General features: G+C 58.6%; 26 protein-coding genes, 2 pseudogenes and 1 other annotated feature. Of the genes and pseudogenes, 19 read left to right on the forward strand and 9 right to left on the reverse strand.

What is annotated here, in order from left to right:
* The first annotated feature begins 45 nt into the window (after positions 1-45).
* A complete protein-coding gene (locus CWM53_RS29710; protein WP_074385308.1) occupies positions 46-1,272 on the forward strand; it encodes a DUF3748 domain-containing protein in 1,227 nt (408 codons plus the stop codon).
* Position 1,273: 1 nt separating this feature from the next.
* Here CWM53_RS29710 and CWM53_RS29715 read toward each other — a convergent pair whose 3' ends face one another.
* Positions 1,274-1,606 (reverse strand): YceK/YidQ family lipoprotein, encoded by a 333-nt coding sequence (locus tag CWM53_RS29715; RefSeq protein WP_061152886.1) that lies wholly within the window; start codon positions 1,604-1,606, stop codon positions 1,274-1,276.
* A gap of 245 nt (positions 1,607-1,851) precedes the next feature.
* Positions 1,852-1,927: a sequence feature (ROSE (Repression Of Heat Shock gene Expression) occurs in the 5'-region of heat shock genes and acts as an RNA thermometer to modulate expression.), on the forward strand.
* Between CWM53_RS29715 and ibpA the strand changes: the two genes are divergently transcribed.
* The 4 genes and pseudogenes from ibpA (at position 1,921) to CWM53_RS29735 (ending at position 5,603) form a co-directional block, all read left to right on the forward strand.
* The gene (gene ibpA, locus CWM53_RS29720) at positions 1,921-2,334 is read left to right on the forward strand and encodes a small heat shock chaperone IbpA (protein ID WP_004151523.1); all 414 of its coding nucleotides are present in this window, start codon (positions 1,921-1,923) and stop codon (positions 2,332-2,334) included. (Overlaps the previous feature by 7 nt.)
* A 116-nt stretch (positions 2,335-2,450) precedes the next feature.
* Entirely contained in the window at positions 2,451-2,879 is a 429-nt protein-coding gene (gene ibpB / locus CWM53_RS29725) for a small heat shock chaperone IbpB (RefSeq protein WP_008806750.1), read from the forward strand.
* A gap of 136 nt (positions 2,880-3,015) precedes the next feature.
* A pseudogene (gene dinD / locus CWM53_RS29730) lies at positions 3,016-3,840 on the forward strand (DNA damage-inducible protein D).
* Positions 3,841-3,941: 101 nt separating this feature from the next.
* On the forward strand, positions 3,942-5,603 hold the full coding sequence (locus CWM53_RS29735; protein WP_061152887.1) for a putative transporter: 1,662 nt from the start codon (positions 3,942-3,944) through the stop codon (positions 5,601-5,603).
* Here the strand turns inward: CWM53_RS29735 and CWM53_RS29740 are convergent.
* A complete protein-coding gene (locus tag CWM53_RS29740) occupies positions 5,571-6,317 on the reverse strand; it encodes a GntR family transcriptional regulator (RefSeq protein WP_008806752.1) in 747 nt (248 codons plus the stop codon). The genes CWM53_RS29735 and CWM53_RS29740 overlap by 33 nt on opposite strands.
* A 298-nt stretch (positions 6,318-6,615) precedes the next feature.
* Between CWM53_RS29740 and CWM53_RS29745 the strand changes: the two genes are divergently transcribed.
* The 5 genes from CWM53_RS29745 (at position 6,616) to CWM53_RS29765 (ending at position 10,855) form a co-directional block, all read left to right on the forward strand.
* A complete protein-coding gene (locus tag CWM53_RS29745) occupies positions 6,616-8,238 on the forward strand; it encodes an alpha-glucoside-specific PTS transporter subunit IIBC (RefSeq protein WP_074385309.1) in 1,623 nt (540 codons plus the stop codon).
* A complete protein-coding gene (locus CWM53_RS29750) occupies positions 8,235-9,557 on the forward strand; it encodes a 6-phospho-alpha-glucosidase (protein WP_074385310.1) in 1,323 nt (440 codons plus the stop codon). The genes CWM53_RS29745 and CWM53_RS29750 overlap by 4 nt, the downstream gene beginning before the upstream one ends.
* Positions 9,558-9,658: 101 nt before the next feature.
* Complete coding sequence (locus CWM53_RS29755; RefSeq protein WP_100730491.1) at positions 9,659-10,006, forward strand: YidH family protein; 348 nt, start codon at positions 9,659-9,661, stop codon at positions 10,004-10,006.
* On the forward strand, positions 9,996-10,358 hold the full coding sequence (locus CWM53_RS29760) for a DUF202 domain-containing protein (protein WP_074385311.1): 363 nt from the start codon (positions 9,996-9,998) through the stop codon (positions 10,356-10,358). The genes CWM53_RS29755 and CWM53_RS29760 overlap by 11 nt, the downstream gene beginning before the upstream one ends.
* 74 nt (positions 10,359-10,432) lie before the next feature.
* Positions 10,433-10,855, forward strand: coding sequence for a regulator (locus CWM53_RS29765; RefSeq protein WP_074385312.1), 423 nt, complete (start codon positions 10,433-10,435; stop codon positions 10,853-10,855).
* Positions 10,856-10,858: 3 nt separating this feature from the next.
* Here the strand turns inward: CWM53_RS29765 and dsdA are convergent, their stop codons facing one another.
* Positions 10,859-12,187: a D-serine ammonia-lyase gene (dsdA, locus tag CWM53_RS29770; RefSeq protein ID WP_074385313.1), complete on the reverse strand. Its 1,329-nt coding sequence runs from the start codon at positions 12,185-12,187 to the stop codon at positions 10,859-10,861.
* Positions 12,188-12,203: 16 nt separating this feature from the next.
* Complete coding sequence (gene dsdX, locus CWM53_RS29775; RefSeq protein ID WP_074385314.1) at positions 12,204-13,541, reverse strand: D-serine transporter DsdX; 1,338 nt, start codon at positions 13,539-13,541, stop codon at positions 12,204-12,206.
* Between the two features lie 91 nt (positions 13,542-13,632).
* Between dsdX and CWM53_RS31555 the strand changes: the two are divergent.
* Both CWM53_RS31555 and dsdC read left to right on the forward strand, forming a co-directional pair.
* Positions 13,633-13,749 (forward strand): annotated as a pseudogene (locus tag CWM53_RS31555) (hypothetical protein); the annotation flags it as partial.
* A 16-nt stretch (positions 13,750-13,765) separates the two neighbouring features.
* On the forward strand, positions 13,766-14,689 hold the full coding sequence (gene dsdC, locus CWM53_RS29785; protein WP_074385315.1) for a DNA-binding transcriptional regulator DsdC: 924 nt from the start codon (positions 13,766-13,768) through the stop codon (positions 14,687-14,689).
* A 176-nt stretch (positions 14,690-14,865) separates the two neighbouring features.
* Here the strand turns inward: dsdC and emrD are convergent, their stop codons facing one another.
* From emrD to CWM53_RS31560, 5 genes are all read right to left on the reverse strand, one after another.
* Positions 14,866-16,050, reverse strand: coding sequence for a multidrug efflux MFS transporter EmrD (gene emrD, locus CWM53_RS29790; protein WP_074385316.1), 1,185 nt, complete (start codon positions 16,048-16,050; stop codon positions 14,866-14,868).
* A gap of 175 nt (positions 16,051-16,225) precedes the next feature.
* Entirely contained in the window at positions 16,226-17,059 is an 834-nt protein-coding gene (locus tag CWM53_RS29795; protein ID WP_100730492.1) for a DMT family transporter, read from the reverse strand.
* A gap of 67 nt (positions 17,060-17,126) precedes the next feature.
* The gene (locus CWM53_RS29800) at positions 17,127-17,573 is read right to left on the reverse strand and encodes a GNAT family N-acetyltransferase (protein WP_061152896.1); all 447 of its coding nucleotides are present in this window, start codon (positions 17,571-17,573) and stop codon (positions 17,127-17,129) included.
* A 90-nt stretch (positions 17,574-17,663) separates the two neighbouring features.
* Positions 17,664-17,783: a type I toxin-antitoxin system toxin TisB gene (gene tisB, locus CWM53_RS29805; protein WP_004145059.1), complete on the reverse strand. Its 120-nt coding sequence runs from the start codon at positions 17,781-17,783 to the stop codon at positions 17,664-17,666.
* Positions 17,784-18,235: 452 nt separating this feature from the next.
* A complete protein-coding gene (locus CWM53_RS31560) occupies positions 18,236-18,403 on the reverse strand; it encodes a hypothetical protein (RefSeq protein WP_165785152.1) in 168 nt (55 codons plus the stop codon).
* 12 nt (positions 18,404-18,415) lie between these two features.
* On the opposite strand from CWM53_RS31560, the gene ivbL reads away from it, so the two are divergent.
* The 7 genes from ivbL to uhpT all read left to right on the forward strand — a co-directional run bounded on the left by ivbL (position 18,416) and on the right by uhpT (position 25,686).
* The gene (gene ivbL, locus CWM53_RS29815) at positions 18,416-18,511 is read left to right on the forward strand and encodes an ilvB operon leader peptide IvbL (protein ID WP_100730493.1); all 96 of its coding nucleotides are present in this window, start codon (positions 18,416-18,418) and stop codon (positions 18,509-18,511) included.
* A 104-nt stretch (positions 18,512-18,615) separates the two neighbouring features.
* The gene (gene ilvB / locus CWM53_RS29820) at positions 18,616-20,304 is read left to right on the forward strand and encodes an acetolactate synthase large subunit (protein WP_042947099.1); all 1,689 of its coding nucleotides are present in this window, start codon (positions 18,616-18,618) and stop codon (positions 20,302-20,304) included.
* Positions 20,305-20,307: 3 nt separating this feature from the next.
* Positions 20,308-20,595, forward strand: a complete 288-nt coding sequence (ilvN, locus tag CWM53_RS29825; RefSeq protein ID WP_002923283.1) for an acetolactate synthase small subunit — start codon at positions 20,308-20,310, stop codon at positions 20,593-20,595.
* Positions 20,596-20,716: 121 nt separating this feature from the next.
* Entirely contained in the window at positions 20,717-21,310 is a 594-nt protein-coding gene (gene uhpA / locus CWM53_RS29830; RefSeq protein WP_100730494.1) for a transcriptional regulator UhpA, read from the forward strand.
* Positions 21,311-21,327: 17 nt separating this feature from the next.
* Entirely contained in the window at positions 21,328-22,809 is a 1,482-nt protein-coding gene (gene uhpB / locus CWM53_RS29835; RefSeq protein ID WP_165785154.1) for a signal transduction histidine-protein kinase/phosphatase UhpB, read from the forward strand.
* Positions 22,810-22,820: 11 nt separating this feature from the next.
* On the forward strand, positions 22,821-24,149 hold the full coding sequence (locus CWM53_RS29840) for an MFS transporter (protein WP_012967017.1): 1,329 nt from the start codon (positions 22,821-22,823) through the stop codon (positions 24,147-24,149).
* A gap of 145 nt (positions 24,150-24,294) precedes the next feature.
* On the forward strand, positions 24,295-25,686 hold the full coding sequence (gene uhpT, locus CWM53_RS29845) for a hexose-6-phosphate:phosphate antiporter (protein WP_061152901.1): 1,392 nt from the start codon (positions 24,295-24,297) through the stop codon (positions 25,684-25,686).
* The last annotated feature ends 124 nt before the right edge of the window (positions 25,687-25,810 follow it).

Below are 25,810 nucleotides of genomic sequence, written 5' to 3' on the forward strand. Positions count from 1 at the left end.
TGCGGTATGCTAACGCCACTCTTATATCGGCCCGGTCAGCACACCATGAAACAAGTCACCTTTGCCCCTCGCAACCACCAGCTTACCAACACCCGCACCTGGACCCCCGACAGCCAGTGGCTGGTGTTCGACGTCCGCCCGTCCGGCGCGTCGTTCACCGGCGAGACCATTGAGCGAGTGAACGTAAACAGCGGTACTGTGGAGACCATTTATCGTGCCACGCAAGGCGCGCACGTCGGCGTGGTGACTGTGCATCCCACCCAGGAGCGCTACGTGTTTATTCACGGCCCCGAGCGGCCGGATGCGCAGTGGCAGTATGATTTTCATCATCGCCGCGGAGTGGTGGCCTTTCAGGGGGCCGTCGAGAATCTGGACGCCATGGACATTACCGCCCCTTACACGCCCGGCGCGCTGCGCGGCGGCAGCCACGTCCATGTCTATAGCCCCAATGGTCAGTTCGTCAGTTTTACCTACAACGACCACGTGCTGCACGAACGCGACCCGGCGCTGGACTTGCGCAACGTCGGCGTAGCGACGCCGTATGGACCGGTGACGCCGCAGGGGCAGCATCCGCGCGAATATAGCGGCAGCCACTGGTGCGTGCTGGTAAGCCGTACGACACCGACTCCAGCGCCAGGCAGCGATGAGATTAATCGCGCCTATGAAGAGGGGTGGGTTGGGAACCAGGCGCTGGCGTTTATTGGCGATACCCTGGCGGAAAATGGCAATAAAGTGCCTGAGCTGTTTATTGTCGATCTGCCACAGGAAGAAGCCGGCTGGAAGCAGCCTGGCGGGGCGCCGCTGGCCGGTACCGCAACCACGATGCCGGCCCCGCCGGCGGGCGTCAGTCAGCGTCGTTTGACCTTCACCCAGCATCGCCGCTATCCGGGGCTGGTGAACGTTCCGCGCCACTGGGTGCGCGCCAATCCACAGGCGACGGCGATAGCCTTTCTGATGCGCGATGACGCCGGCGTGGTGCAGCTGTGGCTTATTTCACCGCAGGGGGGCGAGCCGCGACAGTTGACGTATCACGCATCGGGTATCCAGTCGGCGTTTAACTGGCATCCAACAGGAGAATGGCTGGGCTTTGTGCTGGAGGATCGGATTGCCTGCTGTCATGCCGGCACGGGGGAGATTACCTTTTTAACCGATGTGCACGGTCATCCGCCCTCAGCAGACGCGATCGTCTTTTCGCCAGACGGGACACAGATTGCCTGGATGGAGGAGGTGGACAGTTATCGCCAGCTGTGGGTCACGCAGACCGGGCGATAACTTACTGGGCAGGCATCGACGCTGGCGGGATAACCGAGTTGGTCGCCAGCGTGGCCTTCTCACTCTTTTCAACCCGCGATTTGATTGAGCTGTCGGTGCGGAACATATCCCACGGCAGCAGCAGGGTATCCATGACGGCGGTGAACGGCATGTCCAACGCCACCAGTGATTTCACACCCCAGTTGGTGTCGCTGTCCCCCAGCGTTTGCGCACTGGATCGCGTGCCCGGATAGGTTCCCTCTTTGCCACCGGTATGTGACATTACGCTGGAGCAACCGCTCAGGCTTATTATCCCGCTGAACAGGACCAGCTTTAACAGTCGTCTGCTTTTCATTGTTCTTCCATCGTCGTTTCGGGCGTTGAGATAACCTTTCAGCGGTTATATCGGGCCAACCCGTGAATGCATAGCGTTATTGCGTCGCACTGTGGCGGGCATCGCACTTTGCTTTTTGTGCTCCTCCCCCCAGTCTAAGCAATCATCGGTAAACTGCAAAAAAATTCGCCCTCAATCCCTTGAAAAGCACGGGGAGAAACCCATTTTATAGGTGTAACCCACTGAGAATACGCCTGAGGGGTATTCCGGATTACCGCGGCCTGTCCACGATGGAAGGTCATTTGATTCTCGCTGATTTTCAGGAGCTATTTACTATGCGTAACTTCGATCTCTCCCCGCTATATCGTTCAGCCATTGGTTTCGACCGCCTGTTCAACCTGCTGGAAAACAATCAAAGTCAGAGCAACGGCGGCTATCCTCCGTATAACGTCGAGCTGGTAGACGAAAACCACTATCGTATCGCTATCGCGGTGGCAGGCTTTGCCGAAAGCGAGCTGGAGATCACGGCCCAGGACAATCTGCTGATCGTCAAAGGCGCCCACGCCGCCGAGCAGAAAGAGCGGACCTACCTGTATCAGGGGATCGCCGAGCGTAACTTCGAGCGCAAATTCCAGCTGGCGGAAAACATTCACGTCCGCGGCGCCAACCTGGTGAACGGCCTGCTGTATATCGATCTGGAACGCGTGATCCCGGAAGCGAACAAGCCGCGCCGCATCGAAATCAACTAATTGTCCGTTTCAGGCCGCGTGGCGGCCTGATGTCACAACCTGCTCGCCGTCAGGGAGCAGATGCGAATTTACAGAATTCGCAGGTATTCACTCGCTTCATAGAAGGAGAAAACACTATGCGTAACTACGATTTATCCCCCCTGCTGCGTCAATGGATCGGTTTTGACAAACTGGCCAACGCCCTGCAAACCGCCGGTGAAAGCCAGAGCTTCCCGCCCTATAACATCGAAAAAAGCGACGATAACCACTATCGCATTACCCTTGCGCTGGCCGGTTTCCGTCAGGAAGATCTGGATATTCAACTGGAAGGTACCCGTCTGGTGGTGAAAGGCACGCCGCAGCAGCCGGAAAAAGAGACCACATGGCTGCACCAGGGGCTGGTGAGCCAGGCCTTCAGCCTGAGCTTCACCCTCGCCGACAACATGGAGGTCTCTGGCGCGACCTTCACCAATGGCCTGCTGCATATCGATCTGACCCGCAATGAGCCTGAGCAGATTGCCCCGCAGCGTATCGCCATCAGCGAACGACCAGCGTTAAATAGCTAATAAAGCAACCTACTGATAAGGCCCCGATTTTCGGGGCTTTTTTGCGTGCGAGAGCGCAATAAACTTCCTTGCTGCAACGGGTGTTTCAGTTTAAAAAACAATCATACTTTGGGACTCACTCAAACAAGGATACGTTATGAACGAACAGCAGCCATTTGAAGCGATTAGAAAGAGCGATGAGGCGGGGCGGGAGTATTGGTCTGCCCGCAACCTTGGTCCCCTGCTTGACTATAAAGAGTGGCGGAATTTTTATAAGGTCATTGCAAAAGCGATAATTTCATGTGAGGCGAGTGGTCATCCCTCGGCAGACCATTTTGTTGAAACCAACAAAATGGTCGAATTAGGTTCTGGCGCCAGCAGGAATCTTGAAGATTTCCACCTCTCACGCTACGCCTGCTATCTGGTAGTGCAAAATGGCGATCCGTCGAAACCGGTGATTGCTGCGGGGAAAACGTACTTTGCCTTGCAAACCCGGCGCCAGGAATTGCAAGATGATCAAATATTTAAGTCTCTACGAGAGGATGAAAAGCGACTGTTCCTGCGCAATGAGCTCAAAGAGCATAATAAACATCTGGTTGAAACGGCCCAACGTGCCAGTGTTGAGACGACTCTTGATTTTGCTGTCTTTCAAAACCATGGCTATAAAGGTCTCTATGGTGGTCTTGACCAAAAAGCAATCCATGAGCGTAAGGGCCTAAAGAAAAGCCAAAAAATACTCGACTATATGGGATCGACTGGGCTCGCGGCCAACCTGTTTCGTGCTACCCAAACGGAAGAAAAACTACGTCGGGACGCGGTTGATTCGAAGTAACTCGCCAACAAAACGCATTATGAGGTAGGGCAAAAAGTACGCCAGACTATTAAAGACCTGGGTGGCACTATGCCTGAAGCGCTTCCTTCCCCGGAGAAAAGTATTCAGCAACTCACTATCGCAGCGAAAAATAAGAACGCGCCTGAGTAGCGTATCTTACTCCATGATTATTGTGCGCCAGGCGGCATACAACCCGTCTGGCAGTGGTCATAATCCCTGTAGTTAATGGTGTTATTCACAGGGACGATACCATGAGTGAGATAGCATTGACGGTCAGCGTGCTGGCGCTGGTGGCGGTAGTGGGGTTGTGGATCGGCAATGTCAAAATCCGCGGCGTTGGCTTTGGCATTGGCGGTGTCCTGTTTGGCGGGATTATTGTCGGCCACTTTGTCGATCAGGCGGGTGTCGCCCTCAGCAGCCCAATGCTGCATTTTATTCAGGAATTCGGCTTGATCCTGTTTGTCTACACCATCGGTATTCAGGTGGGGCCGGGCTTTTTCGCCTCGCTGCGGGTCTCTGGCCTGCGGCTCAATCTGTTCGCTATCCTTATCGTTATCCTCGGCGGCCTGGTGACCGCGGTGCTGCATAAACTGTTCAATATTCCTCTCCCGGTAGTGCTCGGTATCTTCTCCGGTGCGGTGACCAACACGCCGGCGCTGGGGGCCGGGCAGCAAATCCTGCGCGATCTTGGGGTGCCGTTCGAGGTGGTCGATCAGATGGGGATGAGTTACGCGATGGCGTATCCGTTCGGCATCTGCGGCATTCTGCTGACCATGTGGCTGGTGCGCCTGTTCTTCCGCATCAATGTGGAGAAAGAGGCCCAGCGGTTTGAAGAGAGCAGCGGCAACGGCCACGCTCATTTGCACACCATTAACGTGCGGGTGGAGAACCCCAACCTCAACCAGATGGCGATTCAGGATGTGCCGATGCTCAATAGCGACAACATCGTCTGTTCGCGGCTGAAGCGCGGTGAGCTGTTGATGGTGCCTGCGCCGGGCACCCTTATCCAGGCGGGCGACCTGTTGCACCTGGTGGGGCGACCTGAGGATCTGCACAATGCGCAGCTGGTGATTGGCCAGGAGGTGGCCACCTCGCTGTCGACGCGCGGCACCGATCTGAAAGTCGAGCGGGTGGTGGTCACTAACGAAAAAGTGCTGGGGAAGAAAATACGCGATCTGCACGTCAAACAGCGCTATGACGTGGTGATCTCCCGGCTGAATCGCGCTGGCGTCGAGCTGGTGGCCAGCAGCAGCGCCAGCCTGCAGTTTGGTGACATCCTCAACCTGGTCGGCCGTCAGGAGGCGATTGACGCCGTGGCCGCCGAACTGGGTAACGCTCAGCAGAAGCTGCAGCAGGTCCAGATGCTGCCGGTGTTTATCGGTATCGGCCTCGGGGTACTGCTGGGATCTATCCCGTTGTTTATTCCCGGTTTCCCTGTCGCGCTGAAGCTGGGGCTGGCCGGTGGGCCGCTGATTATGGCGCTGATCCTCGGGCGTATCGGCAGCATCGGCAAGCTGTATTGGTTTATGCCGCCGAGCGCCAACCTGGCGCTGCGCGAGCTGGGGATCGTGCTGTTTCTGGCGGTGGTCGGTCTAAAATCGGGGGGCGACTTTGTCGCGACCCTGACCCAGGGCGAGGGTCTGAGCTGGATCGCTTACGGCATTTTCATCACCGCCATCCCGCTGCTGACGGTGGGGATCCTCGCGCGCATGCTGGCAAAAATGAACTATCTGACGCTGTGCGGCATGCTGGCCGGCTCCATGACTGACCCTCCGGCGCTGGCCTTCGCCAACAATCTGCACGCCACCAGCGGCGCGGCGGCGCTCTCTTACGCCACCGTCTATCCGCTGGTGATGTTCCTGCGGATTATCACTCCGCAGCTACTCGCCGTGCTGTTCTGGGGGCTGAGCTAGCGGGCTTTGCGCCTGGACGCGGCGCAGGTGGTAATCCACCTGATACTCGCTGGCGTTGCGGAACATGACGGAATAGTTAAGAAACTCGCCGCTGTCGCTGTAGGAAAGGGAGGTAATACGCAGCAGCGGCGTCTGCTCCGGGACGTTCATTGAGCGCGCCAGCTGCTTGTCCGCCAGCACCGGCGTCAGCGTTTCATAGTTCCCGCTGATGATGATCCCGCACTCCTTCTCAATATAATCAAATTTCGAACCCTCCAGATGGCTCAGTGACAGGTTGCGGAACAGTTTCACCGGCATATAGCTATCCTCCAGCATCAGCGGCTTACCATCGACGTAGCGCACCCGCCGTGAGAAGTAGATCCGTTCATCAATTTTAATCCGCAGCAGGCTGGCGATGGCCGGCGGGGCAGGCATCACCTCGAAGGCCAGCACCTGGCTCACCACCTCTTTGCCCTGCTTGCGCAGCACTTCCGCCAGGCCGGTGAGATTGCTGGTTTCATGATGGACGTCCTTACGTGCCACGAACGTTCCCGAGCCGTGGCGACGCACAACCAATCCCCAGTCCACCAGCAGGTCGATGGCTTTGCGGATAGTCATGCGCGCCACCCCGAACTCCTCGGCCAGTTTTTTCTCTCCCGGTAGTGGGCTACCGATGGCGAAGTCGGCGGAATTCAGCCGCAGCCGCAGGCGGTCAGCAATGGATTTGTAGATCACCAGTAGTCCTCTTGTGCAGGAAAATGGAATGTCGCTGTCTTCTCTTTTCGTTAAAAAAATAGATTTATTACAAGTAATTAGTACTCATTCATTTCGTTAATTCCACTGTCTGATTTATTGATGTCTAACTTTGGTTATAGAAGTAGACAACTTTGGCCAAATTAAAACCATGAATGGGATCACGAATCGCAACGGCGCGGCATGTTGTCGGACGGGCAAATTTCTATTCTCGAGTGAGGCCGGTAATCAAGAAAAAGAAGGCCACTCACCCTACGAGTTGTTACATGAGGATTTTCAAATGCTCAGTCAAATACAACGCTTTGGCGGCGCCATGTTTACCCCGGTTTTGTTGTTTCCTTTTGCCGGGATTGTGGTCGGTATCGCCATCATGCTGCGCAACCCGATGTTTGTCGGCGAAGCGCTGACCGCACCCGACAGCCTGTTTGCCCAGATCGTTCACATCATTGAAGAGGGCGGCTGGACTGTCTTTCGTAATATGCCGCTGATTTTCGCCGTCGGTCTGCCGATCGGCCTGGCGAAACAGGCCCAGGGCCGGGCCTGTCTGGCGGTGCTGGTGAGCTTTCTCACCTGGAACTACTTTATCAACGCCATGGGGATGACCTGGGGCCACTTCTTTGGCGTCGACTTTGCCGTTGAACCCACGGCAGGCAGCGGCCTGACGATGATTGCCGGGATCAAAACCCTCGACACCAGCATTATCGGCGCCATCGTCATCTCCGGCCTGGTGACGGCCCTGCACAATCGCTATTTCGATAAACCCCTGCCGGTATTCCTCGGCATCTTTCAGGGCTCATCGTTTGTGGTCATTGTCGCCTTCCTCGCGATGATCCCCTGCGCCTGGCTGACCCTGCTCGGCTGGCCAAAGGTCCAGCTGGGCATTGAATCGCTGCAGGCCTTCCTGCGCTCAGCCGGGGCGCTTGGGGTGTGGGTCTACATCTTCCTTGAGCGCATTCTGATCCCCACCGGTCTGCACCACTTCGTCTATGGTCCGTTCATCTTTGGCCCGGCGGTGGTGGAGGGCGGTCTGCAGGTCTACTGGGCGGAGCATCTGCAGGCGTTTAGTCAAAGTACGGAACCACTGAAGACGCTGTTCCCGGAGGGCGGCTTTGCCCTGCACGGTAACTCGAAAGTGTTTGGTTCGGTGGGGATTGCGCTGGCGCTCTACTTCACCGCCGCGCCGGAAAACCGCGTCAAGGTTGCTGGCTTGCTCATCCCTGCCACCCTGACCGCGATGCTGGTCGGGATCACCGAACCACTGGAGTTCACCTTCCTGTTCATCTCGCCGCTGCTGTTTGCCGTTCACGCGGTGCTGGCGGCGACCATGGCGACGGTGATGTACATCTGCGGGGTGGTAGGCAATTTCGGCGGCGGCCTGCTCGATCAATTCTTGCCGCAAAACTGGATCCCGATGTTCCATCACCACGCCTCGATGATGTTCATTCAGATAGGCATCGGCCTCTGTTTCACCGCCCTGTACTTCGTGGTCTTCCGCACCTTGATCCTGCGTCTGAACCTGAAGACGCCTGGTCGGGAAGAGAGCGAAATCAAGCTCTACAGCAAGGCCGATTACCAGGCGGCACGAGGTAAAACCACGGCCGCCGCCGCGCCAGAGACCCGGCTGGGTCAGGCTGCTGGCTTCCTACAGGCCCTCGGTGGCGCCGACAACATTGAAAGCATTAACAACTGCGCCACCCGACTGCGCATCGCGCTGGTCGATATGGCGAAAACGCAAAGTGACGACGTCTTTAAAGCGCTGGGCGCCCACGGGGTAGTACGCCGCGGCAACGGGATTCAGGTCATCGTCGGCCTGCACGTTCCCCAGGTGCGCGACCAGCTGGAAAACCTGATGAAAGATTCTCTTTCGACCGAACATACCACCATGACGGAGGCAGTATCATGAAAAAATTCTCAGTTGTTATCGCAGGCGGCGGCAGCACCTTCACCCCGGGCATTGTTCTGATGCTGCTGGCAAACCAGGATCGTTTTCCGCTGCGGTCGCTGAAATTTTACGACAACGACGGCGCGCGGCAGGAGACAATCGCCGAGGCGTGCAAAGTGATCCTCAAAGAGCAGGCGCCGGATATTCAATTCAGCTATACCACCGATCCGCAGGCGGCGTTTACCGATGTTGATTTCGTCATGGCGCATATCCGCGTCGGTAAATATCCGATGCGTGAACAGGATGAGAAAATCCCGCTGCGCCACGGCGTGCTGGGCCAGGAGACCTGTGGACCGGGGGGGATCGCCTACGGTATGCGCTCTATCGGAGGCGTGCTGGAGCTGGTGGATTATATGGAAAAATACTCGCCGAACGCCTGGATGCTCAACTACTCCAACCCGGCGGCGATTGTGGCGGAAGCCACCCGGCGTCTGCGGCCGAACGCCAAAATCCTCAACATCTGCGATATGCCGATCGGCATTGAAGGGCGGATGGCGCAGATTGTCGGCCTCAAAGATCGCAAACAGATGCGCGTGCGCTACTACGGCCTCAATCACTTTGGCTGGTGGACGTCGATTGAAGACCTCGACGGCAACGATTTGATGCCGAAGCTGCGCGAGTATGTGGCGAAATATGGCTATGTGCCGCCCTCTAACGATCCGCACACCGAGGCCAGCTGGAACGATACCTTCGCCAAAGCGAGAGACGTGCAGGCGCTGGATCCGCAGACCATGCCGAACACCTACCTGAAATATTACTTGTTCCCGGACTACGTGGTAGCTCACTCCAACCCGGAACGCACCCGCGCCAACGAGGTAATGGATCATCGGGAGAAAAACGTCTTCAGTGCCTGCCGGGCGATTATTGCCGCCGGGAAATCCACTGCCGGCGATCTGGAGATTGACGAGCATGCGTCGTATATCGTCGATCTGGCGACGGCCATCGCCTTTAACACGCAGGAAAGGATGCTGCTGATTGTGCCAAACAACGGCGCGATCCATAACTTTGACGCCGACGCGATGGTGGAGATCCCGTGCCTGGTGGGCCACAACGGACCGGAACCGCTGACGGTCGGCGACATCCCGCACTTCCAGAAAGGGATGATGAGCCAGCAGGTGGCAGTGGAAAAACTGGTGGTCGATGCCTGGGAACAACGCTCTTACCACAAGCTGTGGCAGGCGATTACCCTGTCGAAAACCGTACCGAGCGCCTCGGTGGCGAAAGCGATCCTCGACGACCTGATTGCGGCCAACAAAGATTACTGGCCTGAGCTGCATTAATCCCCGCTGTTTGACCGGCGCCCGCGGGGCGCCGGTTCTTCTCCCCGGTTCCTGATTTACGCTATGCTGAAGCCTGCCTGCGCGATGAACAAGGAACTGTAATGAAAATCTCCCGCCTCGGCGAAGCGCCAGATTACCGCTTTTCGCTGGCTAACGAACGCACCTTTCTGGCGTGGATCCGCACGGCGCTCGGTTTTCTGGCTGCTGGCGTCGGCCTTGACCAGTTAGCGCCGGACTTTGCCACGCCGCTGATCCGTGAAATTCTTGCCCTGCTGCTGTGTCTCTTTGCCGGCGGCATGGTCATCTATGGCTATCTGCGCTGGCTGAATAACGAGAAGGCGATGCGTCTGAAGCAGGACCTTCCCTATACCCGCACGCTGCTGGTGATTAGCATCCTGCTGTTGGCGGTGGTGGCCGCGGTGATGCTGCTGGTGGTGTATGGCGGATAAACGCCGGGCGCGGCGGGAAGGCGATCCGGGACTACAGCCAGAGCGCACCTCGCTGGCCTGGTTTCGCACTCTGTTGGGCTATGGCGCGCTGATGGCGCTGGCGATTAAACACAGCTGGCACCGCGCCGGCCTGCCGTTCTGGCTGTCGATCGGCGTGCTGGCGATAGTGGCGGTGATCCTCTGGGGCTATACCCGCCGTCGTCATCTGATGGACGTCGATGACAGCGATTTTTTTCAGCCGCGGGTGGTTCGTGACAAATTTTTGATCGCTCTCGCAGTACTTTCTCTGGCATTCCTGTTTGCTGTTACTCACCTTCAACAGATCGTTTTATTCATTAGGGATATGTCATGACAGGATGTCCGGCGAATTTGCCTCTCACTCATGCCCCCGGCCAGCAACATGACACTCCCTTTCAGGCTGTCGTGGTGGAGGCGCATCATTGCCACCAGCCGCAGGCGTTCTATGCGCAACTGCGTAAACAGGGTCTCACCGCTATCCATTTTATTCCGCAGCTGGCGGCCGGCGATGCCGCGCTCTGGGGTGAGTTTCTTTGCACTGTCTTTCACCGCTGGGTGCGGGAAGATATTGGGCGAATCGATATTTTGCTGTTTAGTGAGACGCTGAGCGCCTGGTGCGGCGAGACGCTGACCCAGCCAGGCGCGCCAGCGGCCAACAGCACCTGCTACGGCTGCCCGTGGCTGCGCCTGTGCCGCTGCGGCGAACAGGAAGACCCGCTGTGCGCGGGTTACCGGCAGTTCTACGATCTTAGCGGGCCTTATATGCGAGTGATGCGAGACTTACGCCGACAGCAGCGGCCGCCAGAGGCGCTGATGCCGCTGCTGCGCTGAAGGTTAGCGCCCCTTCGCCAGATACTGCGCCATCTCCTCTTCCGGCACCATGCCGCCGCCGGTCGCCCACACCAGGTGGGTGGCGTGCTGCAGCTGTTGTTCACTCAGACCTTGTAGCTGATGGTACGCCTGGCTGGCGCAGACCCGCTGCGGCCCGGCCATTCCGGCCAGCGCGGACGGTTCAAGGCGAATGTTTTCCGCTTTCGCCAGCCAGCCCAGCATGTCGTACATCGTCTGATCATCAAGGGTATACAGGCCATCGAGCAGGCGCTCCATCGCCCGGCCAACGAACCCGGAAGCGCGGCCGACCGCCAGACCATCGGCGGCGGTCAGGTTATCAATGCCTAAATCCTGCACCGCAATCTGGTCGTGGAGCCCGGTATAGATGCCGAGCAGCATGCATGGCGAGTGGGTCGGTTCGGCGAACAGGCAGTGAACGTGGTCGCCGAAGGCCAGCTTCAGGCCGAATGCCACGCCGCCGGGGCCGCCGCCAACGCCGCACGGCAGATAGACGAACAGCGGATGATCGGCATCGACCACGCGCCCTGCTTTGGCAAACTGCGCCTTCAGGCGCTCGCCGGCTACGGCATAGCCGAGGAACAGCGTGCGCGAGTTTTCATCATCGATGAAAAAGCAGTTCGGGTCTGATTCCGCTGCCTTGCGCCCCTGTTCGACGGCGACGCCGTAGTCCTCTTCGTACTCAACGACCGTTACGCCGTGGCTGCGCAGTTTGGCCTTTTTCCATGCTCTGGCATCGGCAGACATATGTACCGTAACCTTAAAGCCGATGCGCGCGCTCATGATGCCGATCGACATCCCGAGGTTGCCAGTAGAACCGACGGCGATGCTGTACTGGCTGAAGAACTGTTTAAATTCCGGCGTCAGCAATTTGCGATAATCATCTGCGGTGGTGAGCAGTCCGGCCTCCAGCACCAGCTTTTCCGCATGGGTCAGCACTTCATAAATCCCGCCACGCGCCTTAATGGAACCCGAAATCGGCAGGTGGCTGTCTTTTTTTAGCAGCAGATCGCCGCTAATCGGCTGGCCGAACTTTTGCTCAAGGCGGCGTTTCATTGCCGGAATGGCGACCACTTCCGATTCGATAATCCCGCCGGTGGCGGCCGTTTCCGGGAAAGCTTCCGCCAGATAGGGCGCGAAGCGCTGAAGGCGTTCGTGAGCGTCTTTTACATCTGCGGCGGTCAGGCCGACATAGGGCAAACCTTGCGCCAGCGTTGTCGTTGCCGGGTTAAACCAGGTGGTTTCTTTCAGGGCGATCAGATCCTGCACAAGCGGGAAGGTCGCGGTTAATTGGGTCAGGTCAGCGTTTTTCATATTACGTCTCGTTCGCTTAGATGATGAAAGAAAGCAGGAAGGTGCAGGCTAGTGCAAGTAGTGAAGCGATAAATGTCGCCGTCGTATAGTACTTGAACGTTTCACTGAGGCTGGCGCCGCAGTACTGTTTTACCAGCCAGAAAAGGGAATCGGTGACGATCGTGCAGCCAATGGCGCCGGAACCGATGGCAATGGCGATGATCTCCGGGCTTACGCCAGGATAAAGCGGCAGCATCGGCGCAACGATGGCGGTAGCGCCCATCATCGCCACGGTGGCGGAGCCGACGGCGGCGTGCAGGATAAGCGCCACCAGCCAGGCCAGCAGAATCGGATGCATATGCAGATTCGAGAGGATCACCGCCAGGCTATCGGCCAGGCCGCTGGATTTCAAAATCGCGTTGAACGCGCCGCCGGCGCCAATAATCAGCAGAATGTTGGCGATCGATCCGAAGCCGTTTTCGGTGTGGGTCAGCAGGACGCCCATCCCCATCTGGCGACGAATGCCGAGAATGTAATAGGCGACAAAGACGGCGATAAACATGGCGGTGATGGGGTTGCCGATAAATTCCAGCAACATATACAGCGTGCCACCTTTCGCCATGTTCAGTTCGGCGACGGTTTTCACCAGCATCAGGCCAATCGGCAGCAGTACGGTAAACAGCGTGGCGCCGAGCGACGGCAGCGTCGATTCTTCGCGAACGTCGAGGTTGGAAAATTCGGCCGGTACCGATTTAAACGGCAGACGGTTGCCGAGCAGCTTGAGGAACAGCGGGCCGCCGACCAGCGAGGCCATCAGGCCGACCAGCAGACCATAGACGATAACCGTCCCGATATCGGCGCCCAGTTTGTTGGCAACGAACAGCGCGGCCGGGTGCGGCGGCACCACGCAATGTACCGCCATCAGGGCCGTACACAGCGGAATGGCCAGCTTCAGCAGTGAGGTATTGGTTTTTTTAGCGATGGAGAACGCCAGCGGGATCAGCAGCACCACGCCGACTTCGACAAACAGCGTAATGCCGCAGATCAGGCCGACCAGCACCATAATCACGTCCGCCGACAGCCAGCGGCAGCGCTGCAGCGTCAGGCCGATACGCTCCGCCGCGCCGGAAACCTCCATCATCTTACCGAGAATGGTGCCGAGACCGATCACCGCCGCCAGGAAGCCCAGCGTGCCGCCGATCCCACTCTCAATGGCGTTGACCATCTCCAGCGGGCCCATCCCCATCATCGCGCCGACGAAAAAGCTCGCCAGCAGCAGCGCCAGAAACGGATGAAACTTCAGTTTGACGATCGTTAAGACGATTAACACGATGCTTATCAGCAGCGTGCTCACAACCCAGATTTGCGATTCCATACCCCACCTCGCCGTAAATAACGTGTGGTTATTGAACAGAAAACCGGCATGGGCTGACAAACGATATAAATGGCCTTTCAGATGAGCCAAATTGAATCAAGAAGGTGATTTAGCTCTAAAAGTGACCTTTAAACTTGCAGTGAGTCAAATTAATTCATCCTTTAGCGGAAGTCCCGGCGTTATTTTTTTATTATCCAGACTCCTCTTCTCGCCAGGATCGCGTTATGGATGCACTAAAAACCTTAGGTACCCGGTTGCTCAACGGCTGGCAGCTCTCCAGGCTGTCGACGTTTGAAGTGGCGGCGCGGCATGAGTCGTTCGCCCTGGCCGCAGACGAGCTGGCGCTCACGCCAAGTGCTGTCAGTCACCGGATTAATCAGCTGGAAGAAGAGCTGGGGATCCAGCTCTTTGTCCGCTCGCACCGCAAAGTGGAGCTGACGCGTGAAGGGAAGCGCGTTTACTGGGCGCTGAAGTCGTCGCTGGATGGCCTCAATCAGGAGATTCTGGACATCAAAAACCAGGAACTCTCCGGCAGCCTGACGGTTTATTCGCGCCCGTCGATAGCCCAGTGCTGGCTGGTGCCCGCGCTGGGGGATTTTAGCCGCCGCTACCCGGCCATCTCGCTGACCGTGCTGACCGGCAACGATAACGTCAATCTGCAGCGGGCGGGTATCGATCTGGCAATCTATTTTGATGATGCGCCGTCGTCGCAACTTAGCCACCATTTTCTGATGGATGAGGCGATCGTGCCGGTCTGTACGCCGAATTATGCCCGCCAGCACCAGTTAACGCAGCATCCTGACAATCTGCGCCACTGCACACTGCTCCACGATCGCCAGGCATGGAGCAACGACTCGGGGACCGATGAGTGGTATAGCTGGGCGCAGCAGTTTGCGGTGGAACTGCCGCCATCGTCGGGCATTGGCTTCGATCGTTCCGATTTAGCAGTGATTGCGGCAATGAACCATGTAGGGGTGGCGATGGGGCGCAAGCGGCTGGTGCAGAAGCGGTTAGAAAGCGGGGAGCTTATCGCGCCGTTCGGCGACATGACGCTGAAATGCCATCAGCATTATTACGTGACGACCCTGCCGGGCCGTCAGTGGCCGAAAATCGACGCCTTTATCGAATGGCTGCACAGCCTGACATAGGGTAAAAGCCGCCACCCGGGGGTAGCCCGGATAAGGCGTAAGCCGCTATCCGGGGATTTCCCTGCTTGCGCTACGCTTAGCAGGGCTACGGTTCTACGGAACCCATCGCCGGGGCCTTCATCAGAACGGCAGCCCGGATAAGGCGTCAGCCGCCATCCGGGGAACGGCCGACGCGCTTATACCGGCTGCTGATGGCGAGTAAAGCGCGAGGCCAGCGGCAGCCAGCACAGCAGAATCAACAGGCCCATCAGCATCATCAGAAGGCCGAGGCTGCCCTGACCGGTTTGCGGCATCATCGCTGACAGCCAGGCCAGTACGCCGGAGCCGATATTCTGCAAACCGCCCACCAGGGCCCCGGCGGTACCGGCGAGGAACGGGAATGGCTCCATCGCGCCGCTGGTGGCCAGCGGGAACAACATCCCGGCGCCGAAGAAGAACAGCGCCGCAGGCACCAGCAGGGTCCAGACAGTCATGATGCCCAGCAGCCCAGGGATCCACATCATCAAACCTGCCAACAGGCAGCAAATAACCGATTGCCACATCAGCGTCGGGAAACGCTTGTTCGGCCGGCCGGCAAACCATGCGCCGAAGAATGCCGCCGGGATCGGCAGAATAAACAGAATACTCACCGCCATGCTGCTCAGACCGAGCACCGCGCCCATCAGCACCCCGGAGCAGGCTTCGAATACCGCTATCCCCGCCAGGCCGCCGATCAGCATCAGCAGATAGCAGTTAAACGCCCCGGTACCGAACAGCGTTTTGTAGCTGGTCAGGAGTTTGGTGCGCGGCGCGCCTTCCGGGCGCGTTTCCGGCATCCACTTCGCCATGCTAAAGGTCACCCCAGCGCACAGGACCAGCAGGAAAGCGTAGCAGGCGCGCCAGCTCCACAGGGTGTCGAGGATGCCGCCGAGCAGCGGCGCAATCAGCGGGCTGACCAGAATACCCATATTTAACAAGCTATTGGCATGACGCAGCTGAGCGCCTTCGTACAGGTCGCGGGGCAGGGTGCGCGCCATCACGCCGCCGACCCCCGTACCCATCCCTTGCATGGCGCTGGCGGCGATCAGCACCGGCAGGCTATGGGTGGTAATGGCTACCAGCGTCGCCAGCATAAAAATCGACATCCCGACGAGGATCACCGGACGGCGGCCCACGCGGTCGGAGAGCGGACCGTAGAACAGCTGTGAAATACCGTAGGTCAGCAGATAGGCCGCCATCACGCTTTGTACCGCCCCTTCGCGGACGTTCAGCGCGACCGCCATGTCGGCGATGGCCGGAATATAAATGGTCTGCGCCATCTGGCCGACGGCCACCAGCAGTACCAGCATCAACAACAAATTGAAGTTCTTATGCCGTTTCATGTCGATGAATACTTTGTGAGTAATTAGAAGTGAAGAATATGTGACTGGCACACCCCGTAAACGATGGAGGAATCTACCATATAAAAATGACAGAACAACTGCAAAGTACCGATTGCTGGGGGGAGTCGAGGCAGATTTTGTAAACAGGTTCGGCAACTAATGTTGCCATTTCAGGCTATGACAGCCGCAGGAGGATCGCCCCGGCGGCAATCCCGCAGGCGGCCACGATGCGCAGCGGTATCAGTTGCTCTTTCAGGACGATAAAGGCGATCAGCGCGCCGAAGAGAATGGAGGTTTCACGTAGCGCGGCGACCACCGCCAGCGGCGCTTGCGTCATCGCCCATAGCGCCAGACCGTAGGAGCCCATGGTGCCGACACCGCCGAGGATGCCCTTTTTCCAGTGCTGACGTAAATAACGACTGGCCTCTCGCCGTCGCGCCACCATGGCCCAGCACAGCAGGCAGAAACCGTTCATAAAAAAGGTCCACAGGGTATAACCCAGCGCAGAGCCCGCCAGCCGGACGCCGGTGCCGTCCACCAGCGTGTAGCCGGCGATAAAGCAGGCGTTGATCAGCGCCAGCACGATGCCTTTGCGGGAGCTAACGCGGCCGTGAAAGGCCATCGCCAGAATCGCCAGGCAAATAACGCCGATGCCCAGCCAGGCCAGCGGCGATAAGCGATCGCCAAGAAAAATGACGCTAATGGCTGCCACCAGCAGCGGCGCGGTGCCGCGCATCAGCGGATAGGTCTGGCTCATATCCGACACCTGGTAGGTCTTCGCTACCAGCACCGTATACACCACCTGCAATGCGCAGGACGCCGCCAGATAAGGCGCGCTGGCCAGCGTCGGCTGCGGCGCGAAGGGCAGCATCACCAGGGCGAGCAGCGCGGCCGATCCGCTGACGCTTATCGCCGCGTACATTTTATCGCCGCTGGCTTTGACGATAGCGTTCCAGCTGGCATGCAGCAGGGCGGCGAACAGCAAAATGCAGAATACGGTGAGGGTCATCGCAAAACGATTCAGAAGTTAAGGTCTTCGGACTGTAACATGCGCCCGCGCAGCCAACCAGCTGCGGCTAAAGCGAGCAGAACAGACGATGCGTGACCCGGGGTTCATCGTATACCGGGCGAAAACCAAGCTTTTCATAAAAGGGCCAGGCCTGCGCCGGGGCATGGGTGTTAAGAAAATCGAACCAGGCGCTGGAGTGGGTAATGACCGAGACCAGCAGCTGCTGGCCGATCCCCCGGCGACGATAGCGTTCGCTGATGTAGAGGTGGCGAATGCGCCCGGCCCGCGGCTGCGGACTGAAGGGATCGCTATTGATGCCGCATACCCCTACCAGCTGGTGGTTGACGAAGGCGCCCAGCAGCGTTTCGCCCGGCGCGTTAAAGCGGTTTTTGCCGCTCTGCCAGTTTTCCGCCAGGCGGCGCAGCATATTGAAATGCTGTTCAAGGCTTTCGATTCGTAGCGCCGCGAACCCCGGGACATCCGGCGTCGTGGCGGCAATTAACAGGGGTGGCATAGCTTCCTCCATCAAGTCATCCCGGGACGCCCGGCGGGCGCCTGCAGGGGGGCGGTTGCCCGCCCCCCTCAGGTGCGACTTGAACCTGAATCAGCGGAACTGTTTCAGGACTGCATCAAGTAGTTGCAACACAGCAACCATGAGTTTCAGGATTAAAATAATAATATCCATTCCGCCCATACGCGCGTCTCCTGTGGTTAAGGAGCACAATAAGCTGACGTACCTTTCCGCTGCCTGTGGCCAGCTTATCCCTGCCTGTCGCCGGCGGCGTCTGCCCTGGCCGATAGTTCGTCCTTTCCGTAGACGGCTTCCCGGCCCGCCGCCTGCAACAGCAGGGGTGCGCAGCGTTGACCCACGCGTTGCCGCGCGGTTCAGATACTGCACGTTGTTGACGTAACACAGTGTGCTCTCTCGGGGTTAAGGCACTGACGGCACCACCCGTTTCAGCCAGGACTTCGTTGCGCCGGTCAAACTTGCGGCCCCCGAATGGCACAAAGTGAACACACCCAGTATAGATAAATACTGTATGGATGAACAGTATTTTTTGGACAAGTTCGCCCCCCTCGTCCATACTCTATGACAGAGAAATATCGTCCTTAAATTGCGCGAACTGCAGCGATCGCGTATACTTTTGGCGTTGACGTAATACAGTGTGCTTGCGGCTACCACCCGTAACAATGCTGATAAAAACCTCGCTCCGGCGGGGTTTTTTGTTTTCTGCCCTTTTGCGCCGAATTGTGATCTTTCGCGCAAATTTTCCTGGATGAAAATAAATCCATTGTGAAAATGGAAAACCTGTGTTTGTATGAATTCAGCTTATTTATTGACACAACAGGTCCCTAATGTACGCAACCCTGATCGCTTCGACCCTACTAAAAACCGCGCCTGCCGCGGTGGTCGTCGTGTCTGTGGTGGTCGTCGTCGGCAACGCGCCGTAGGGTCCGGAACAACACGAATTCCAAACCCCGCCGGCGCAAACCGAGCGGGGTTTTTTGTTGGCGAGCCCCCCGGTAAAGTCGGCCCAGAATAAAAGGACTGGAGCATGGCAAGTTCGGGCACAACATCAAACACAATGCGCTTTACCGGCGCGCAGCTGGTTGTTCATTTACTGGAACGCCAGGGCATCACTATGGTCAGCGGCATCCCGGGCGGTTCTATCCTGCCTATCTACGATGCCTTAAGCCAAAGCACGCAGATCCGCCACATCCTGGCGCGCCACGAGCAGGGCGCGGGTTTTATCGCTCAGGGGATGGCGCGAACCGAAGGCAAACCCGCCGTCTGTATGGCCTGTAGCGGCCCTGGCGCCACCAACCTGATTACGGCGATCGCCGATGCCCGCCTCGATTCAATTCCGCTGGTGTGCATCACCGGCCAGGTGCCGGCCTCCATGATCGGCACCGACGCTTTCCAGGAAGTCGACACCTACGGCATCTCTATCCCCATCACCAAGCATAACTATCTGGTGCGCGACATCGCCGAGCTGCCGCAGGTGATGAGCGATGCCTTCCGTATTGCCCAGTCCGGGCGTCCCGGACCGGTGTGGATAGACATTCCTAAGGACGTACAGTCGGCCACTATTGAACTGGAGACCTTGCCAGAACCGGGCGAGCGCGCCCCGGCACCGGCATTCGCCCCTGAAAGTGTGCGTGAAGCAGCGGCGATGATCAACGCGGCGAAGCGTCCGGTGCTCTATCTGGGCGGCGGGGTGATTAACGCGCCGCAGCCGATTCGTGAGCTGGCGGAAAAAGCCAACCTGCCGACCACCATGACCTTGATGGCGCTGGGCATGCTGCCCAAGGCGCATCCGTTGTCGCTGGGGATGCTGGGCATGCACGGCGCGCGCAGCACCAACTTTATTCTGCAGGAAGCGGATTTACTGATTGTTTTAGGCGCGCGTTTTGATGACCGGGCGATTGGCAAGACCGAGCAGTTCTGCCCGAACGCGAAGATTATCCACGTCGATATCGACCGCTCTGAGCTGGGTAAAATCAAGCAACCGCACGTCGCGATTCAGGGTGATGTGGCGGAAGTCTTAGCCCAGCTCATCCCGCAGATTGAGGCGCAGCCGCGCGACGAGTGGCGCCAGCTGGTGGCCGATTTGCAGCGTGAATTCCCCTGCGCCATCCCGCAGGAAAGCGACCCGCTCTCCCATTACGGCCTGATTAACGCCGTGGCCGCCTGCGTTGACGATGAGGCGATCATCACCACCGATGTGGGTCAGCATCAGATGTGGACAGCGCAGGCCTACCCGCTCAACCGTCCGCGCCAGTGGCTGACTTCCGGCGGCCTCGGCACCATGGGCTTCGGCCTGCCGGCGGCCATCGGCGCGGCGCTGGCGAATCCGCAGCGCAAGGTTATCTGCTTCTCCGGCGACGGCAGCCTGATGATGAATATTCAGGAGATGGCTACCGCCGCCGAAAATCAGCTGGATGTCAAAATTATCCTGCTGAACAACGAAGCGCTGGGGCTGGTGCACCAGCAGCAGAGCCTGTTTTATCAGCAGGGCGTGTTCGCCGCCACCTATCCGGGGATGATTAACTTTATGCAGATTGCCGCCGGTTTTGGCCTGCAAACCTGTGATTTAAATAACGAAGCCGATCCGCAGGCGGCGCTGCAGGCAATTATCGACCGTCCGGGGCCGGCGCTGATCCACGTGCGTATCGACGCACAGCAGAAAGTGTATCCGATGGTACCGCCGGGTGCGGCCAATACTGAAATGGTGGGGGAATAAGCCATGCAAAAACAATGTGATAACGTCATTCTGGAACTCACCGTCCGCAACCATCCCGGCGTCATGACCCACGTTTGCGGGCTATTTGCCCGTCGGGCGTTTAACGTCGAAGGCATTCTCTGTCTGCCAATTCAGGGCAGTGAACACAGCCGTATCTGGCTGCTGGTGAATGATGACCAGCGATTGGGGCAGATGATTAGCCAGATTGAAAAGCTGGAAGATGTCACCAAAGTGGCGCGCAACCAGTCCGATCCCACCATGTTTAACAAAATTGCAGTGTTCTTCGAGTAAATCGCGCAAGGCTTGAACGGTAAGGTGCTTATGGTTAAGGTAAGCGCCTTTGCCGGATGGCGCTGCGCTTATCCGGCCTACGGACACAGCGCTTTTTCGTCTCAGGCACCAGGACCCTATCATGACCACCATCGCCCTTATTGACGATCATTTGATTGTCCGCTCCGGCTTTGCTCAGCTGCTGGGGCTGGAAGCTGATTTTCAGGTTGTCGCCGAATTTGGTAGCGGCCGCGAGGCGCTGGCGGGGCTACCGGGGCGCGGCGTTCAGATTTGTATCTGCGATATCTCCATGCCGGATGTTTCCGGGCTGGAGCTGCTCAGCCAGTTGCCGAAGGGGATGGCGACCATCATGCTGTCGGTACACGACAGCCCGGCGCTGATCGAGCAGGCGCTGAACGCCGGCGCGCGAGGCTTCCTGTCGAAACGCTGCAGCCCGGATGAACTTATCGCCGCGGTGCGCACGGTGGCGGCGGGCGGTTGCTATCTCACGCCGGATATCGCCATGAAGCTGGCCGCCGGGCGCCAGGATCCACTCACCAAACGCGAACGCCAGGTGGCGGAAAAACTGGCGCAGGGGATGGCGGTGAAAGAGATTGCCGCCGAGCTCGGCCTGTCGCCGAAAACCGTTCACGTTCACCGCGCCAACCTGCTGGAAAAACTGGGCGTCAGTAACGACGTTGAGCTGGCGCGCCGCATGTTCGATAGCTGGCAATGAAGGCTGTCGTCTCACGATTGCTGTCGGTGATCGGCTGCGCCTTTATCTTCTCCGCAGCCTGGTTTTGCCTGTGGAGTATCAGTCTGCATCTGGTGGAACGTGCGGATTTAGCGGTGCTGCTGTTTCCCTTTGGCCTGCGTTTAGGGCTGATGCTGCAATGCCCGCGCGGCTACTGGCCGGTGCTGCTGGGCGCCGAGTGGCTGCTTATCTTCTGGCTGGCGCAGGAAGTGGCGCTGGCGCACCCGATAATATTGATGACCGGAAGTCTGCTGACCCTGCTGCCGGTGGCATTGATTTCACGCTATCGCCATCAGCGCGACTGGCTGACGCTGCTGCGCCAGGGCGGGGCGCTGATCGCCGCCTCGCTGCTGCAATCGCTGCCGTGGCTGGCGCAAGGGAGCGAAGGATTGACCGCCCTGCTGTTGACGCTGACCGGTGGTCTGACGCTGGCGCCGACCTGCCTGGTTATCTGGCACTATCTTACCAGTACCGTCTGGCGGCCACTGGGGCCCGCGCTGGTCTCGCAGCCGATTAACTGGCGCGGCCGGCATCTGATCTGGTACCTGCTGTTATTCACCATTAGCCTGTGGCTGCAGCTTGGGCTGCCCGCCGAGCTCTCCCGCTTTACCCCGTTTTGCCTCGCGCTGCCGATTATCGCCCTCGCCTGGCACTACGGCTGGCAGGGGGCGCTGATCGCCACCCTGATGAACGCCATCGCGCTGATTGCCAGCCAGACCTGGCACGATCACCCGGTCGATTTATTGCTTTCACTGCTGGCCCAGAGCCTCACCGGGCTGCTGCTGGGGGCGGGGATCCAGCGATTGCGCGAGCTTAACCTGTCGCTACAGAACGAGCTGGCGCGTAATCGGCGGCTGGCGGAACGCCTGCTGGAAACGGAAGAGAGCGTGCGGCGTGACGTGGCGCGCGAGCTCCACGATGATATTGGCCAGACGATCACGGCAATTCGCACCCAGGCGGGGATCGTCCAGCGTCTGGCGCCGAATAACGGCAGCGTGCGCCAGAGCGGCCAGCTGATAGAACAGCTGTCGCTGGGAGTTTACGACTCGGTGCGAAGACTGCTTGGTCGTCTGCGTCCGCGCCAGCTTGACGATCTGCCGCTTGAACAGGCGATACGTTCGTTGATGCGCGAAATGGAACTGGAAGACCGCGGTATTGTCAGCCATCTCGACTGGCGGATTAACGAAGCGGGGCTGAGCGAAAACCAGCGCGTGACGCTGTTTCGCGTCTGCCAGGAAGGACTCAATAATATCGTCAAGCACGCCAGCGCCAGCGCCGTCACCCTCCAGGGCTGGCAGCAGGATGGGCGTCTGATGCTGGTGCTGGAAGATGACGGTTGCGGCCTGCCGCCGGGCTCGAATCTGCAGGGGTTCGGCCTGACCGGCATGCGCGAACGTGTGACCGCGCTGGGCGGTACGTTAACGATCTCTTGCACACATGGTACCCGCGTGTGCGTCAATTTACCGCTGCGTTACGCCTGAGAGGAGCGCCGATGTTTGCCTTTTTAAAAGCGCCGCCGGACGCCGCGCCAGTTAGCGATAAACGCGAGCTGGACGAGCGTTATCGTTACTGGCGTCGACATATTCTGCTCACTATCTGGCTTGGTTACGCGCTGTTTTATTTCACCCGCAAAAGCTTTAACGCCGCGGTCCCGGAAATTCTTGCCAGCAACGTCCTGACCCGCAGCGATATTGGCCTGCTGGCCACGTTGTTTTACATCACTTACGGGCTGTCGAAATTTTTCTCCGGTATCGTCAGCGACCGCTCCGACGCCCGCTATTTTATGGGGCTGGGGCTGATTGCCACCGGGGTGGTGAATATTCTATTCGGTTTTTCCACTTCGCTATGGGCTTTCGCGCTGCTGTGGGCGCTGAATGCCTTCTTCCAGGGCTGGGGCTCGCCGGTGTGCGCCCGGCTGCTGACGGCCTGGTATTCGCGGACCGAACGCGGCGGCTGGTGGGCGCTATGGAATACCGCGCATAACGTCGGCGGCGCGCTGATCCCGATGGTGGTGGGGGCGGCGGCGCTGCACTACGGCTGGCGTGCCGGGATGACCATTGCCGGCTGTCTGGCGATCCTCGCCGGGCTGTATCTGTGCTGGCGGCTGCGCGATCGCCCGCAGGCGGTGGGGTTACCCGCCGTGGGCGACTGGCGTCACGATGCGCTGGAAATCGCCCAGCAGCAGGAGGGGGCCGGGCTGACGCGCAAAGCGATCCTGACCCGCTACGTGCTGGCCAATCCCTATATCTGGCTGCTGTCGCTGTGCTATGTGCTGGTGTACGTGGTGCGGGCGGCGATTAACGACTGGGGTAATCTGTATATGTCGGAGACGCTCGGCGTCGATCTGGTGACCGCTAACTCGGCGGTGACCATGTTTGAGCTGGGCGGTTTTATCGGCGCGCTGGTGGCGGGCTGGGGCTCGGATAAGCTGTTTAACGGCAACCGTGGGCCGATGAATCTGATTTTCGCCGCCGGAATTTTGTTGTCGGTTGGCGGGCTGTGGCTGATGCCGTTTGCCAGCTACGTCATGCAGGCGGCTTGCTTCTTCACCACCGGGTTCTTCGTCTTCGGCCCGCAGATGCTGATCGGCATGGCGGCGGCGGAATGTTCGCATAAAGAAGCCGCCGGGGCGGCAACCGGGTTTGTCGGCCTGTTCGCTTATCTTGGCGCCTCGCTTTCCGGCTGGCCGCTGGCGCAGGTGATGGATATCTGGCACTGGACCGGATTCTTCGTGGTGATTGCGATTGCCGCCGGCATTTCCGCGCTGCTGCTGCTGCCGTTTTTAAACGCGCAGGCGCCGCGTACCGCCAGCGAAGCGTGATGTAGCTCACCCTTTCGCCGCGAACGGGGCAAAACTAAGAAATTTTCCCGGTTTCACCTGGACGCCGTCTCAGGCCAGACGGCGCGCTGGTTTTTACAATGCCTGGTTATTACGCAGGCATAAAAAATCAGCTCAGGAGATACCCATGCTGGCCTTTCTGAATCAGGTGCGCAAGCCGACCCTGGATCTGCCGCTCGATGTGCGGCGCAAAATGTGGTTCAAACCTTTCATGCAGTCCTATCTGGTGGTCTTCATCGGCTACCTGACCATGTATCTGATCCGCAAGAACTTTAATATCGCGCAGAACGACATGATCTCCACCTACGGGTTGAGCATGACGCAGCTGGGGATGATTGGCCTGGGCTTCTCCATCACCTATGGCGTGGGCAAGACGCTGGTCTCTTATTATGCCGACGGCAAAAACACCAAGCAGTTCCTGCCGTTTATGCTGATCCTCTCCGCCATCTGTATGCTGGGCTTTAGCGCCAGCATGGGCGCGGGCTCCACCAGCTTGTTCCTGATGATCGCCTTCTATGCGCTGAGCGGCTTCTTCCAGAGCACCGGCGGCTCGTGCAGCTATTCCACCATCACCAAGTGGACGCCCAGACGCAAACGCGGCACCTTCCTCGGCTTCTGGAATATCTCCCACAACCTCGGCGGCGCGGGCGCGGCGGGCGTGGCGCTGTTTGGCGCCAACTATCTGTTCGACGGCCACGTGATCGGCATGTTTGTCTTCCCGTCGATTATTGCGCTGATCGTTGGCTTTATCGGCCTGCGCTACGGTAGCGACTCGCCGGAATCCTACGGCCTTGGTACGGCGGAAGAGCTGTTTGGCGAAGCGATCAGCGAAGAGGACAAAGAGACCGAAGAAAATGCGATGACCAAGTGGCAGATCTTTGTTGAGTACGTGCTGAAAAACAAAGTGATCTGGCTGCTGTGCTTCTCCAACATCTTCCTCTACGTGGTGCGTATCGGTATCGATCAGTGGTCCACCGTGTATGCCTTCCAGGAGCTGAAGCTGTCTAAAGAGGTGGCGATTCAGGGCTTTACCCTGTTTGAAGTCGGCGCGCTGGTTGGCACGCTACTGTGGGGCTGGTTGTCGGATCTGGCCAACGGCCGCCGCGCGCTGGTGGCCTGCGTCGCGCTGGCGCTGATTATCGCCACCCTCGGGGTTTACCAACATGCCAGCAACCAGTACGTCTATCTGGCCTCGTTGTTTGCGCTGGGCTTCCTGGTGTTTGGTCCGCAGCTGTTGATCGGCGTCGCCGCCGTCGGCTTCGTGCCGAAAAAAGCGATCGGCGCCGCCGATGGAATCAAGGGCACCTTCGCCTATCTGATCGGCGATAGCTTCGCCAAACTGGGGCTCGGGATGATCGCCGACGGTACGCCGGTCTTCGGCCTGACCGGCTGGGCCGGCACCTTTGCGGCGCTGGACGCCGCCGCCATCGGCTGTATCTGCCTGATGGCCATCGTGGCTATCTTCGAAGAGCGTAAAATTCGCCGCGAGAAAAAGAACCGTATTTTGCAGACTGCCTGATTCACCAGGTATTTGGTAAGCTTGCCCGGCCATTGCGCCGGGCTTTTTTATTGTTCTTGCTGGCTGGATTGCAGGAGTAGCTCCCGCAGCCACTGCTGCGCCGGGTCATGATGGTTACGCTCGT

It is taken from the genome of Klebsiella sp. A-Nf5 (assembly GCF_002810545.1).
Taxonomy (GTDB): Bacteria; Pseudomonadota; Gammaproteobacteria; order Enterobacterales; family Enterobacteriaceae; genus Klebsiella; species Klebsiella variicola.